Origin of the sequence: Pseudomonas sp. PDM21, assembly GCF_014852505.2 — a bacterium.
Taxonomy (GTDB): domain Bacteria; phylum Pseudomonadota; class Gammaproteobacteria; order Pseudomonadales; family Pseudomonadaceae; genus Pseudomonas.
Window position 1 is genome coordinate 5132550 of record NZ_CM181223.1, and the last position, 13025, is coordinate 5145574.

Annotated in this window: 12 protein-coding genes; 3 read left to right on the forward strand and 9 right to left on the reverse strand. The window is 65.0% G+C overall.

Features of this window, described 5'->3' with window-relative positions; all coding sequences use genetic code 11:
* Window position 1 precedes the first annotated feature (1 nt).
* From IB275_RS23685 to IB275_RS23695, 3 genes are read right to left on the reverse strand one after another with little or no spacing between them, the layout of a single operon-like run.
* On the reverse strand, window positions 2-190 hold the full coding sequence (locus IB275_RS23685) for a DUF1289 domain-containing protein (protein ID WP_192291516.1): 189 nt from the start codon (window positions 188-190) through the stop codon (window positions 2-4).
* Complete coding sequence (locus tag IB275_RS23690) at window positions 183-710, reverse strand: gamma carbonic anhydrase family protein (protein ID WP_192291518.1); 528 nt, start codon at window positions 708-710, stop codon at window positions 183-185. The genes IB275_RS23685 and IB275_RS23690 overlap by 8 nt, the downstream gene beginning before the upstream one ends.
* 41 nt (window positions 711-751) lie before the next feature.
* Window positions 752-1348: a CoA pyrophosphatase gene (locus IB275_RS23695; RefSeq protein WP_017522246.1), complete on the reverse strand. Its 597-nt coding sequence runs from the start codon at window positions 1346-1348 to the stop codon at window positions 752-754.
* A gap of 135 nt (window positions 1349-1483) precedes the next feature.
* Here IB275_RS23695 and IB275_RS23700 point away from each other — a divergent pair, with 135 nt between their 5' ends.
* A complete protein-coding gene (locus tag IB275_RS23700) occupies window positions 1484-2035 on the forward strand; it encodes an NUDIX hydrolase (RefSeq protein WP_192291520.1) in 552 nt (183 codons plus the stop codon).
* A gap of 53 nt (window positions 2036-2088) precedes the next feature.
* Entirely contained in the window at window positions 2089-2589 is a 501-nt protein-coding gene (locus IB275_RS23705; RefSeq protein ID WP_081515923.1) for a L,D-transpeptidase family protein, read from the forward strand.
* Between the two features lie 49 nt (window positions 2590-2638).
* On the opposite strand, the gene IB275_RS23710 is transcribed toward IB275_RS23705, so the two are convergent.
* From IB275_RS23710 to purL, 3 genes are all read right to left on the reverse strand, one after another.
* On the reverse strand, window positions 2639-2956 hold the full coding sequence (locus tag IB275_RS23710) for a YqfO family protein (RefSeq protein WP_045210478.1): 318 nt from the start codon (window positions 2954-2956) through the stop codon (window positions 2639-2641).
* 183 nt (window positions 2957-3139) lie between these two features.
* A complete protein-coding gene (locus tag IB275_RS23715; RefSeq protein ID WP_192291522.1) occupies window positions 3140-3400 on the reverse strand; it encodes a CDGSH iron-sulfur domain-containing protein in 261 nt (86 codons plus the stop codon).
* Window positions 3401-3480: 80 nt separating this feature from the next.
* On the reverse strand, window positions 3481-7377 hold the full coding sequence (purL, locus tag IB275_RS23720) for a phosphoribosylformylglycinamidine synthase (RefSeq protein WP_192291525.1): 3897 nt from the start codon (window positions 7375-7377) through the stop codon (window positions 3481-3483).
* Window positions 7378-7667: 290 nt separating this feature from the next.
* Here purL and mltF point away from each other — a divergent pair, with 290 nt between their 5' ends.
* The gene (gene mltF, locus IB275_RS23725; RefSeq protein ID WP_138215416.1) at window positions 7668-9146 is read left to right on the forward strand and encodes a membrane-bound lytic murein transglycosylase MltF; all 1479 of its coding nucleotides are present in this window, start codon (window positions 7668-7670) and stop codon (window positions 9144-9146) included.
* An 85-nt stretch (window positions 9147-9231) separates the two neighbouring features.
* On the opposite strand, the gene tadA is transcribed toward mltF, so the two are convergent.
* The 3 genes from tadA to guaA all read right to left on the reverse strand — a co-directional run bounded on the left by tadA (window position 9232) and on the right by guaA (window position 12961).
* A complete protein-coding gene (gene tadA, locus IB275_RS23730) occupies window positions 9232-9750 on the reverse strand; it encodes a tRNA adenosine(34) deaminase TadA (RefSeq protein ID WP_225601580.1) in 519 nt (172 codons plus the stop codon).
* Window positions 9738-11141 carry a multicopper oxidase family protein gene (locus tag IB275_RS23735; RefSeq protein ID WP_192291527.1) on the reverse strand — a complete coding sequence of 468 codons (1404 nt, stop codon included), beginning with the start codon at window positions 11139-11141 and terminating at the stop codon, window positions 9738-9740. The genes tadA and IB275_RS23735 overlap by 13 nt, the downstream gene beginning before the upstream one ends.
* A gap of 242 nt (window positions 11142-11383) precedes the next feature.
* The gene (guaA, locus tag IB275_RS23740; RefSeq protein WP_192291529.1) at window positions 11384-12961 is read right to left on the reverse strand and encodes a glutamine-hydrolyzing GMP synthase; all 1578 of its coding nucleotides are present in this window, start codon (window positions 12959-12961) and stop codon (window positions 11384-11386) included.
* Between the last annotated feature and the right edge of the window lie 64 nt (window positions 12962-13025).

Sequence of the window (13025 nt, forward strand, 5' to 3'; positions counted from 1 at the left end):
GCTAGACCAGCACCCCCTGCTCGCGGGCGCGCTGGTCGCAACGCAGGAGCACCTCACGGCGCTCGGCATTGTCCATCAGGCCCCAGCGGGTGATTTCGGCGGCGCTGCGCTGGCAGCCCAGACAGATATCGGCATCGTCCAGCGCGCAGACGTGCACACAGGGCGAAGCGACGGGACGTTCTTCAGTCATCTTCCTGCTCGGCCAGATCGCGGGCGTAGCGCTGGGCGTTGTGGACATAATGGGCGGCGCTGGCTTCGAGCATCTTCTTCTGCGGCTCGGTCAGCTCTCGCACCACCTTGCCGGGGGAACCCATGACCAGAGAGCCGTCGGGGATTTCCTTGCCCTCGGGAATCAGCGCGTTGGCGCCGATGATGCAGTACTTGCCGATCTTCGCGCCGTTGAGGATCACCGCGTTGATGCCGATGAGGCTGTAATCGCCCACCGTGCAGCCGTGCAGCATGGCGTTGTGGCCGATGGTCACGCCCTTGCCCAGGGTCAGCGGGAAGCCCATGTCGGTGTGCATGACGGTGCCGTCCTGCACGTTGCTGTGCTCGCCGATATGGATCAGCTCGTTGTCGCCGCGCAGCACGGCGTTGAACCACACGCTGGCGCCGGCGTCGAGGCGCACCTTGCCGACTACCGTGGCATTGGGGGCGATCCAGCTTTCCGGATGGGTTTCGACTCGGGACGAGCCCAGGCGGTACTTCATGGGTTTCTCCTCAGGCGGGGGCCGCTCTTTGTTATCGGGTCTCAGCTCAACTTGATGAACTTCGACGGCGGCTGGTGCAGGTCGATGCGAGCGTCGTACAGCAGGTTCAGCAACTCGACCAGCATGATCGCGGACAGGCCCCAGATCTTGTAGCCCTCGAACAGATAGCTCGGGACGTACCAGCTGCGGCCGAAGTAATCGATGCGGTGGGTGGTTTCCCGCGGGTCGCCGCGGAAGAACTCCAGCGGCACCTTGAACACGGCGTCGATCTCGCCGTCGTTGGGGCGGTACTCCACGAAATCGGGGACGAAGCCGACGAATGGCTTGACCAGGATACCGTGCCGCGACACCAGGGTGCTCAACGGTCCGACGACCTCCACCAGTCCCGGTGGCAGGGCGATCTCCTCCTGAGCCTCGCGCAGGGCGGTGTGGATCAGGTCCACGTCCTCCGGGTCACGGCGCCCACCGGGGAAGGCGACTTCGCCGCTATGGGTTGAAAGCCCGGTCGCGCGCAGGGTGAGCACGAGCTCTTCCTGGGGAGTGATGGGTAGCAGGACCGCTGCTTCCGGGAAGCTGTGGTCCGTTTCAAGGTCGCTTGGCGTGTGCGTCTGTATGCGTTGGCGCAGCTGGTCCAGCATGCCGAACATCCTGCGGGGGCCGATTCTTCTAATTGAAGGATCATGGCACGAAAGACGCCCCTGCCCAACCCCCGCCCCTTGCTGGGCGCACCGCGCAACGCGCAAGATTGTTCCATTCAATAACAAGGAAGCGGCATGAAATTCTGCAGCCAGTGCGGCGCCAGCGTGAGCCTGCGCATCCCCAGCGGCGACAACCGCCCGCGCTTCGTCTGCGACCAGTGCCAGACCGTGCATTACCAGAACCCACGCATCGTCGCCGGCTGCCTGCCGGTCTGGGAGGGGAAAATTCTCCTCTGCCGCCGCGCCATCCAGCCGCGCCAGGGCTTCTGGACACTGCCGGCGGGCTTTATGGAGAACGGCGAGACCCTGGAACAGGCCGCCGCCCGCGAGACCCTCGAAGAGGCCAATGCCCGCGTCCACGACCTGCAGCTTTATACGGTCTTTGATCTACCGCATATCAGCCAGGTTTATATCTTCTTCCGCGCGGAACTGGCTGACCTGGACTTCTTCGCCGGCGAGGAAAGCCTGGAGGTACAACTCTTCGAAGAATCCGACATTCCGTGGGACGAGCTGGCTTTCCCCACCGTGGGCCGTACCTTAGAATATTTCCTGACGGATCGGATCGTTCAGAGCTTCCCGATACGCAATGAAGGGATTCTCCCAATGCTTGCACAGAAAAAGAACTAATAAGCTCATATACCGCCTCTAAGGCTTTAGGAACTACCGGGGAACACCACTCGATGCGCTGGTTGATTGCCGTACTTTGTCTGACCTTCGCAGCGTTCTCGCATGCCAACGCGATGCCCACGCTCGACGGTCGTATCGACAAGATTCTCGTGCTCAAGTCCGAGCGCAAACTGAACCTCATCAGCAACGGCAAGGTTCTCAAGAGCTATCGCGTGTCCCTGGGCAAGCGCCCACAGGGCCCGAAGCTGGCCGAAGGCGACAACCGCACGCCGGAAGGCTTCTACTGGGTCGACTGGCGCAAGACCAGCGACAAGTACAACCTCTCCATGCACATCTCCTACCCCAACGCCCGCGACGTGGCCAAGGCACGGGAAAAGAGCCTGTCGCCCGGCGGCATGATCATGATCCATGGCACGCCGATGGATGACGACTACCCGGAGTGGTACTTCTCGACCCTGGACTGGACCAATGGCTGCATCGCCATGACCAACGCCGACATGCGCGAGGTCTGGAGCCTGGTCAAGGACGGCACGCTGATCGAGATCCGCCCGTAAGCGGTTCGGAAAGAAAAAAGGCGCCCGAGGGCGCCTTTTTCATGCCTGCTCAGAAGACCATGTCCGACAGCCGCCAGACCTCGAAGGCCGGCGTCTCGTACGGGTGGGCCTGCTTGAGGGCCTTGACCGAGTCATGGATCAACTCATCGGCCACCACCATCTCCACCTTCCATTCGGCGACCTGCTCGACGCTGCCGGCCTGGCCGATATAGGGGTTGCTGCCCTGCAAGGGGCGAAACTGTCCCTGTCCGAGCGCCTGCCAGCAACAGCTGTCATAGGCACCGATGCGTCCTGCACCGGCGGCGAACACCGCTTTCTTGACCGGTTCCAGATGGCTTTCCGGAACGTAGAAACACAGTTTGTACATCGGAGGCTCCGATCGAAACAGGGACACAGCCGTGACAAAGAGCGCCACGGGTGACAAATCCTGCCACAAATAGTGGCACTTTGCCTCTTATGACTTGCAGGTCATCGTGGAAGTTCGACCGTCCGGTTCCGGGCTTGTTCGCCTGGGAACGACTTTGTACGAAATCTGTGACGGACTTCGAGCTCACCGACCGGTGAAGCGCCGCCAGCGCTCTTTCAGACCTGGCGCCGCAGGAGCGTGGGAGCCGTCGCAGAACGGCAACTTCGCCGACAGCCCGCAACAGCACAGCAGCAGATGTCGCTCCCGCCCGACCGTCAGTTGCAGCGAGTCGGTACAACTCGCCGCGGCATCCGGCAGGCTGGCGCACTGCCCGCAACGGCACAGGCGCAGGACCTGTCCCGGCGTGACTGCGCGAACCTCAGGAAGCCTCTCGTCGTCAGCCAACGCGCCCCTCCTCAATGGCCGGACAAAGAAAAAGGGGAAAGCCGAAGCTTTCCCCTTTCCCGTGTCGCATCAGACCGGACTCAGCCGACCCAGACGCGGGCGTTGCGGAACATACGCATCCAGCCGCCGTCCTCTTCCCACTCGTCCGGACGCCAGGAGTTCTGCACCGCGCGGAACACACGCTCCGGGTGCGGCATCATGATGGTGACGCGGCCGTCGCGGCTGGTCAGGCCGGTGATGCCACGCGGCGAGCCGTTCGGGTTGGCCGGGTAGCTCTCGGTGACCTTGCCCAGGTTGTCGACGAAACGCAGGGCCACGGTGCCGGACAGATCGGACTCCAGCAGCGCTTCCTCGCTCTCGAACTCCGCATGGCCTTCGCCGTGGGCGATGGCGATCGGCAGTCGCGAACCGGCCATGCCCTGCAGGAAGATCGACTGCGACTCCTGCACCTGGACCATCGCCACGCGCGCTTCGAACTGCTCGGAGCGGTTGCGCACGAAGTGCGGCCAGAACTCGGTGCCGGGGATCAGCTCGTGCAGGTTGGACATCATCTGGCAACCGTTGCACACACCGAGGGCGAAGCTGTCCTTGCGCTCGAAGAAGGCCTGGAAGCCATCGCGGGCACGGGCGTTGAACAGGATCGACTTGGCCCAGCCTTCGCCGGCGCCCAGTACGTCGCCGTAGGAGAAGCCGCCGCAGGCCACCAGGCCCTTGAACTGCTCCAGGCTGACGCGACCGGAGAGGATGTCGCTCATGTGCACGTCGACGGCGGCGAAGCCGGCGCGGTCGAAGGCCGCGGCCATTTCCACCTGACCGTTGACGCCCTGCTCGCGCAGGATGGCGATCTGCGGACGCACGCCTTTCTTGATGTAGGGCGCAGCGATGTTGTCGTTGACGTCGAAGCTCAGTTTCACCGACAGGCCGGGATTGTCTTCTTCCAGCAGGCCGTCGAATTCCTGGTCGGCGCAGTCGGCGTTGTCACGCATGCGCTGGATGCGGTAGCTGGTTTCGCTCCAGATGCGCTGCAGGTTGCGGCGCTGGGCATTGAAGACGCGCTCGCCATTGAAGGACAGCTCGATGTCGGCGCCACTGGCCGGCTGGCCGATGACCGCGACGCAGTCTTCCAGGCCGGCGGCGCTGAACTGTGCCAGCACTTCCGGGGTGGCGGCGGAGCGCACCTGAATCACCGCGCCCAGCTCTTCGTTGAACAGGGCGGCGGTCAGCTCGTCACGGCTGTCAGCCAGCGCGTCGAGGTTCAGGTCCAGGCCGCAATGACCGGCGAAGGCCATTTCCACCACGGTGGCCATCAGGCCGCCGTCGGAACGGTCGTGGTAGGCCAGCAGGTGGCCGTCGGCGTTCAGGCCCTGGATCACGGCGAAGAAGGCTTTCAGGTCTTCGGCGTCATCGACGTCCGGAGCGGCGCGGCCGATCTGGCCGTTGACCTGGGCGAGGATCGAGCCGCCCATGCGGTTCTTGCCGCGGCCGAGGTCGATGACGATCAGGTCGCTCTCGCCCTTGTCCAGGCGCAGCTGCGGGGTCAGGGTCTTGCGCACGTCGTTGACCGGAGCGAAGCCGGAGATGATCAGCGACATCGGCGAGGTGACGCTCTTCTCGGCGTCGCCATCCTGCCAGCGGGTCTTCATGGACATGGAGTCCTTGCCCACCGGGATGGTGATGCCCAGCGCCGGGCACAGCTCCATGCCGACAGCCTTGACGGTGTCGTACAGGCGCGCGTCCTCGCCCGGGTGGCCGGCAGCGGCCATCCAGTTGGCGGAGAGCTTGATCTCGGAAATCTTGTCGATGCTCGCGGCGGCGAGGTTGGTGATGGTCTCGCCGATCGCCATGCGGCCGGAAGCCGGCGCGTCGATCACGGCCAGCGGAGTACGCTCGCCCATGGCCATGGCTTCACCGGTGTAGACGTCGAAGCTGGTGGCGGTGACGGCGCAATCGGCCACCGGGACCTGCCACGGGCCGACCAGCTGGTCGCGGGCAACCAGGCCGGTGATGGTGCGGTCGCCGATGGTGATCAGGAAGTTCTTGCTGGCCACGGCCGGGTGGCGCAGCACGCGCTCGGTGGACTCGGTGAGGTCCAGGCCGGCAGCGGCGAAGTCATCGCCCAGTTCGGCTTCGCGGGTGACCGAACGGTGCATGCGCGGCGGCTTGCCGAGCAGCACTTCGAGCGGCATGTTCACCGGCTTGTTGCCGAAGTGGCTGTCGGCGACGGTCAGCTGCAGCTCTTCGGTGGCTTCACCGACCACGGCGAACGGGCAGCGCTCGCGTTCGCAGATGGCCTTGAAGGTCTCGAAGTCGGCGGCGTCCACCGACATCACGTAGCGTTCCTGTGACTCGTTGCACCAGATTTCCAGCGGGCTCATGCCCGGCTCGTCATTGGGCACGTTGCGCAGTTCGAAGCGGCCGCCGCGGCCACCGTCGTTGATCAGTTCCGGCAGGGCGTTGGAGATGCCGCCCGCGCCCACGTCGTGGATGAACTTGATCGGGTTGTTCTCGCCCATCTGCCAGCAGCGGTCGATGACCTCCTGGCAGCGGCGTTCCATTTCCGGGTTCTCGCGCTGCACCGAGGCGAAGTCCAGGTCAGCGGCGGAAGCGCCGGTGGCCATGGAAGAAGCGGCGCCGCCGCCCAGGCCGATCAGCATGGCCGGGCCGCCGAGCACGATCAGCTTGGCGCCGACCGAGATCTCGCCTTTCTGCACGTGGTCTTCGCGGATGTTGCCCAGGCCGCCGGCGATCATGATCGGCTTGTGGTAACCGCGGACTTCCTCACCACGCGGGGTAGCGATGGCCTGCTCGAAGGTGCGGAAGTAGCCAGCCAGGTTCGGGCGGCCGAATTCGTTGTTGAACGCGGCGCCGCCGAGCGGGCCTTCGATCATGATGTCCAGCGGGGTGACGATGCGCTCGGGCTTGCCGTAGGGCACTTCCCAGGGCTGCTCGAAACCGGGGATGTTCAGGTTGGAGACGGTGAAGCCGACCAGGCCGGCCTTCGGCTTGGCGCCACGACCGGTCGCGCCTTCGTCGCGGATCTCGCCGCCGGAGCCGGTGGAGGCGCCGGGGAAGGGAGCGATGGCGGTCGGGTGGTTGTGGGTCTCCACCTTCATCAGGATGTGCACCGGCTCTTCGCTGGCGCCGTACTGGCGAGTCTCGGCGTTCGGGTAGAAGCGGCCGGCGACGTAGCCCTTCATGACCGCGGCATTGTCCTTGTAAGCGGACAGCACGCCTTCGCGGTGCATTTCATAGGTGTTCTTGATCATGCCGAACAGGCTCTTGTCCTGAGCCTGGCCGTCGATGTCCCAACTGGCGTTGAAGATCTTGTGGCGGCAGTGTTCGGAGTTGGCCTGGGCGAACATCATCAGCTCGACGTCGTGTGGGTTGCGGCCCATCTCGACGAAGCTCTTCACCAGGTAGTCGATCTCGTCTTCGGCCAGGGCCAGGCCCAGCTCAAGGTTGGCCTTCTCCAGCGCCGCGCGACCGCCGGCGAGGATGTCGACCACGGTCAGCGGCTTGGGCTGGGCGTGGCTGAACAGGGCCGAAGCATCTTCGAGCTGGTTCAGGACCAGCTGGGTCATGCGGTCGTGCAGGCGGGCGGCGACGGCTTGCGCGTCGGCCTCGCTCAGCTCGCCGGTGACATAGTAGGCGATGCCGCGCTCGAGGCGCTCGATCTTCGCCAGGCCGCAGTTGCGGGCGATGTCAGAGGCCTTGCTCGACCAGGGCGAGATGGTGCCGAAGCGCGGGAGAACCAGGAACAGGCGGCCGGCGGGCTCCTGCACGGGAACGCTCGGACCGTATTTCAGCAGGCGCGCCAGGACTTGTTCTTCCTCGGCGTTGAGGGCTCCGGTGACCTCGGCGAAGTGCGCAAACTCGGCATACAGCCCGGTGACGGCGGGCACATGCTGGGTCAGCAGGTCGAGCAGTTTGCCGTGGCGGAAAGCGGAAAGGGCGGGAGCACCGCGCAGGATCAGCATTGTCGGAACAGCCTCTGGAGACGGGGAAGTGTGTGGGGCCGGACGCGCCGGCCCACAGAGGCCGTGCATTCTACCGTAAAGCGCAGCCCGGCGGCAGCTTTCAAGTACCTTCCTTGCCGCGGCTCCGGCGGAAATCGCCATTCATCTTCGAAGGCCTTCGAGCGGCCTAGGAAAAATCCCGGCCCTGCGGCCTTCAGCAGGAAAAATGCCGACGAACGGTGCCCCAGCTAGCAGAGAAGCTTCGAGCTGTCGAGATATGGCGCACAACGGCCTTTGCGTATACTGCCCTGATGCTTGCCCTGACTGTGTCCCGTGTGCGCTGCACCGCCTGGATCTTGGCGACCTGTATCTTTCTGCTGCTTTCCGGCTGTAGCGAGGCGAAAGCCCCGACGGCCCTCGAGCGCGTGCAGAAGGACGGCGTGCTGCGCGTGATCACCCGCAACAGTCCGGCCACCTACTTCCAGGACCGCAACGGCGATACCGGCTTCGAGTACGAGCTGGCCAAGCGCTTCGCCGACAGCCTGGGTGTGCAGCTGCAGATCGAAACCGCCGACAACATCGACGACCTCTATGACCGCATCGGCCGCGACGGCGGACCGAACCTGGCTGCCGCCGGCCTGACGCCGGGTGGCGAGCGCGATACCCAGGTGCGCTACTCGCACTCCTACCTCGACGTCACCCCACAGGTCGTCTACCGCAACGGCGCGCAGCGCCCTACCCGCCCCGACGACCTGGTGGGCAAGCGCATCGTCGTGTTGAAAGGCAGCAGCCATGCCTCGCAGCTGGCCGAACTGAAGAAGCAGTACCCCAAGCTGGAATACCGCGAATCCGACGCCGACGAGATGGTCGACCTGCTGCGCATGGTGGACGTCGGCGAGATCGACCTGACGCTGGTGGATTCCAACGAACTGGCGATGAACCAGGTGTACTTCCCCAACGTGCGCGTCGCCTTCGACCTCGGCGATGCCAAGGGCCTGGCCTGGGCGCTGCCCGCCGGCGATGACAACAGCCTGATCGAGAAGGTCAACGCCTTCCTCGACAAGGCCAAGCAGGACGGCCTGCTGCAACGTCTGAAGGACCGTTACTACGGCCACGTGGACGTCCTGGGTTACGTCGGTGCCTACACCTTCGCCCAGCACCTGCAGCAGCGTCTGCCCAAGTACGAACCACACTTCCGCCAGAGCGGCACCAAGCTCGAGGCCGACTGGCGCCTGCTGGCCGCCATCGGCTACCAGGAATCCATGTGGCAGCCCGACGCGACCTCCAAGACCGGCGTGCGCGGCCTGATGATGCTGACCAACCGCACCGCCCAGGCCATGGGCGTGGCCAACCGCCTCGACCCGAAGCAGAGCATCCAGGGCGGTAGCAAGTACTACGTGCAGATCAAGGACGAGCTGCCCGACAGCATCAAGGACCCGGACCGCATGTGGTTCGCCCTGGCGGCCTACAACATCGGCGGCGCCCACCTGGACGACGCGCGCAAGATGGCCGAGCAGGAAGGCCTGAACCCGAACAAGTGGCTCGACGTAAAGAAGATGCTGCCGCGCCTGGCGCAGAAGCAGTACTACCGCAAGACGCGCTACGGCTATGCGCGAGGCGGCGAGACCGTGCACTTCGTGCAGAACGTGCGCCGTTACTACGACATTCTCACCTGGGTGACCCAGCCGCAGATGGAAGGCGGCCAGCTCGCCGAAAGCGGCCTGCACCTGCCGGGCGTGAACAAGACCAAGCCCAACGACGATGACGACGGGCGGGATCAGAAGCTCTGAGGTCCACCGTCCGCGATAGGCAGGGCGCGGCCTAGTTCGCCAGCAAGGACCGGGCGCCCACTCCCCTCTGCAACGGCAGAAGAACTCAGCCCTTGCGCCGCGCTTTGAAGAAGGCCGACAACATCGCGCTGCACTCCTCCCCCAGTACCCCTCCTTCCACCAGCACCCGGTGGTTGAGGAAGTCCTGTTCGAAGAAGTTGCCTCGGCTGACCACCACGCCGGACTTTGGCTCGGTGGCGCCGAACACCACGCGCTGAATGCGCGAGTGCACCAGCAGGCCGGCGCACATGCTGCAGGGTTCGAGGGTCACGTAGAGGGTACTGCCGGGCAGGCGGTAGTTTTGCGCGGCGGCGGCGGCTTCGCGGATGGCGACCATCTCGGCGTGGGCGCTGGGATCATGGGAGGTGATCGGCTGGTTGAAGCCACGCCCGATGACCTGCCCATCCAGCACCAGCACGGCGCCCACCGGCACTTCGCCCAGGGCCGCGCCCTGCTCGGCCAGCACCATGGCCTCGCGCATGAAGGGGATGTCCCGGCTACGGTCGATGACCGGCGCCAGCCCCTTCACCGTCGGGTGCCCCTTGCTGTTGGTCAGCCGCACCATGCCTCGCCCACCGCGATGGTTCCCATCAGCCCGGTCTCCATGTGATCGATCACGTGGCAGTGGAACATCCACAGGCCGGGGTTATCCGCCACCAGCGCCACGCGTGCCGTCTCATTCTTGCCCAGCAGGTAGGTATCGGTGAAATACGGGATGATCTCCCGACGATCGGAATCCAGCACCTTGAAGGCCATGCCGTGCAGGTGGATCGGGTGCTGGTACTGGGTCATGTTGCGCAGCACGAAGATATAGCTGTTGCCTTCCTTGAGCTTCGCCAGCGGCGGCGAGTTGTGCTTGTGCTCCTCGCCACCCTGCCAGGCCACGCCGTTGATCTGCCACAGCGAAGGCGCCGACTGGCCCTTGGAGTAGTCGGACATGGCACCGACCCACTCGAACTTGAAGTTGATGGTCTCCGCGTTCTTCAGGTCCGGTTCGGCCACCGGGTTGCGCGGCAGCGGTGCCGGCCACCTGGCGGTCGGCGCCTTGGGATTCGCGACACCACGGATGGTCGCCAGGCGCACCGGGCCGTTGCGCAGCGACAGTTCGGTGCCTTCCGCCGGACCACGGATACCCAGCTCCAGGCGCATGCCCGGACCGATCCAGTACTGGTCGTTGGGGCCCTTGCCGAAGTCGCGCGGCTCCACCGGATGGCCGTCGATGGCGTAGATCTTCGCCTCGGCGTCCGGCAGGTTGAGACGGTAGGTCACGGTGTTGTCGACGTTCAGGATACGCACCCGGACGATCTCACCGGCCGGCAGTTCGATCACCGGCGTGCGCTCGCCATTGATGGTCGACAGGCGTCCACGAGTGCCCTCGCGCGCGGCCTCACGGGGAACGCTGAAGGCGGTGAAGTTGCCCTCTTCGTCCACGTGCCAGGTCTTCAGGTTGAGGATCTTCTCGCTGGTGAACTCACTCGGCTCACGCTCGTCGATGATCAGCGGCCCGACCAGGCCGCGGCCAAGCTGCTCGCTGCTCATCAGGTGCGGGTGGTACCAGTAGCTGCCGGCGTCCGGCGTCTTGAACTGGTAGACGAAGCTCTCGCCCGGCTGCACCGGCGGCTGGGAGATGTAGGGTACGCCATCCATCTCGATGGGCAGGCGAATGCCGTGCCAGTGGATGGTGGTCGGCTCGTTCAGCTTGTTGGTGAAGCGCACGCGCAGCCAGTCACCCTGGCGCGCGCGGATCTCCACGCCGGGAGCCTGGCCGCCATAGCCAAGGCCGGGGGTCTTGTGGCCGGGCACCAGCTCCAGGTCAAGCGGGGCGGCGATCAGTTCGTAATCGTGCTCGGCGGCGACTTCCGGGCGCGCCAGCCAGATGCGCGCGCCGCCAGCGCCCAGGCCGAGCACGGCCAGGCCGGCGATGCCGCCGAGTACTTGTCTACGGGTAAACGACATGGGTCCAGACTCCTCAAACAAGGGACTTGCGACCCCATCGGCTTTCACGGAGGTTGGCGCGTTTCGCGCCTGGCGCCAGGCTCTTGCGGCCGGCTGCACGGAGAAACAGCAGAAGGAACTGTGCATGAAGAGGCAAACACCTCTCATGCGCCAGGTCAAGGGCGGGCATTCCCGCCCTCGCCTGCCGAAGAAAGCGGCGAGATTGCCGCCTTCTCCGTTAAGGAAACGTTAAACGTCTCCGATCATTCCCACTCGATGGTGGCTGGCGGCTTGCTCGACACGTCGTAGGTGACGCGGGAGATGCCTTCGATCTCGTTGATGATGCGGTTCGAGACCTTCTCCAGCAGCTCGTACGGCAGGTGCGCCCAGCGAGCGGTCATGAAGTCGATGGTTTCTACCGCGCGCAGGGCCACGACCCAGGCGTAGCGACGGCCATCACCGACCACGCCGACGGATTTCACCGGCTGGAACACCACGAAGGCCTGGCTGGTCTTGTGGTACCAGTCAAAGTTGCGCAGCTCTTCGATGAAGATGTGGTCCGCGCGACGCAGCAGGTCGGCGTATTCCTTCTTCACTTCGCCGAGGATGCGCACGCCCAGACCCGGGCCCGGGAACGGGTGGCGATAGACCATGTCGTAGGGCAGGCCCAGCTCCAGGCCGATCTTGCGGACTTCGTCCTTGAACAGCTCGCGCAGCGGCTCGACCAGTTCGAACTGCATGTCTTCGGGCAGGCCGCCGACGTTGTGGTGCGACTTGATCACGTGGGCCTTGCCGGTCTTGGCGCCGGCCGACTCGATCACGTCGGGGTAGATGGTGCCCTGGGCGAGGAACTTCACGTCCTGCAGCTTGGTGGCTTCCTGATCGAAGACTTCGATGAAGCTGCCGCCGATGATCTTGCGCTTCTGCTCAGGATCGCTGACGCCGGTCAGGCGGCCGAGGAACAGCTCTTCGGCGTTGGCGCGGATCACCTTGACGCCCATGTTCTCGGCGAACATGGCCATCACCTGGTCACCTTCGTGCAGGCGCAGCAGGCCGTTGTCGACGAAGACGCAGGTCAGCTGGTCGCCGATGGCCTTGTGCAGCAGGGCCGCGACCACCGAGGAGTCGACACCGCCGGACAGGCCGAGCAGCACCTTGGAGTTGCCGACCTGGGCGCGAACGGTGGCGATGGCGTCGTTGACGATGTTGGACGGGGTCCACAGGGCTTCGCAGCCGCAGATGTCCAGCACGAAGCGGGAGAGGATGCGACCGCCCTGCTTGGTGTGGGTCACTTCCGGGTGGAACTGCACGCCATAGTAGCCGCGGGCATCGTCGGCCATGGCGGCGATCGGGCAGCTCGGGGTGCTGGCGAGGATGTGGAAGCCGGCCGGGATTTCGGTGACCTTGTCGCCGTGGCTCATCCACACGTCGAGGCCGAATACGCCGTCTTCGCTGACGCAATCTTCGATGCCGTCCAGCAGGCGGGCCTTGGCGACCACGTCGACGCGGGCGTAGCCGAACTCGCGCAGGTCAGAGCCCAGTACCTTGCCGCCCATCTGCTCGGCCATGGTCTGCATGCCGTAGCAGATGCCGAACAGCGGCACCTTCAGGTCGAACACGGCCTGCGGCGCGCGCGGGCTGTTGGCTTCGTGCACCGATTCCGGGCCGCCGGCCAGGATGACACCGCGAGGGGCGAAGGCGCGAACGTCGTCGTCGCTCATGTCGAACGGATGGATTTCGCAGTACACGCCGATCTCGCGGACGCGGCGGGCGATCAGCTGGGTGTACTGGGAGCCGAAGTCGAGGATCAGGATCCGGTGAGCGTGAATGTCTTGGGCCATGGCCATCTCTCGTAGCGAAATTCTTAAACGACACGGGGCTGTATCAACCAGCCCCGTGTCCGAC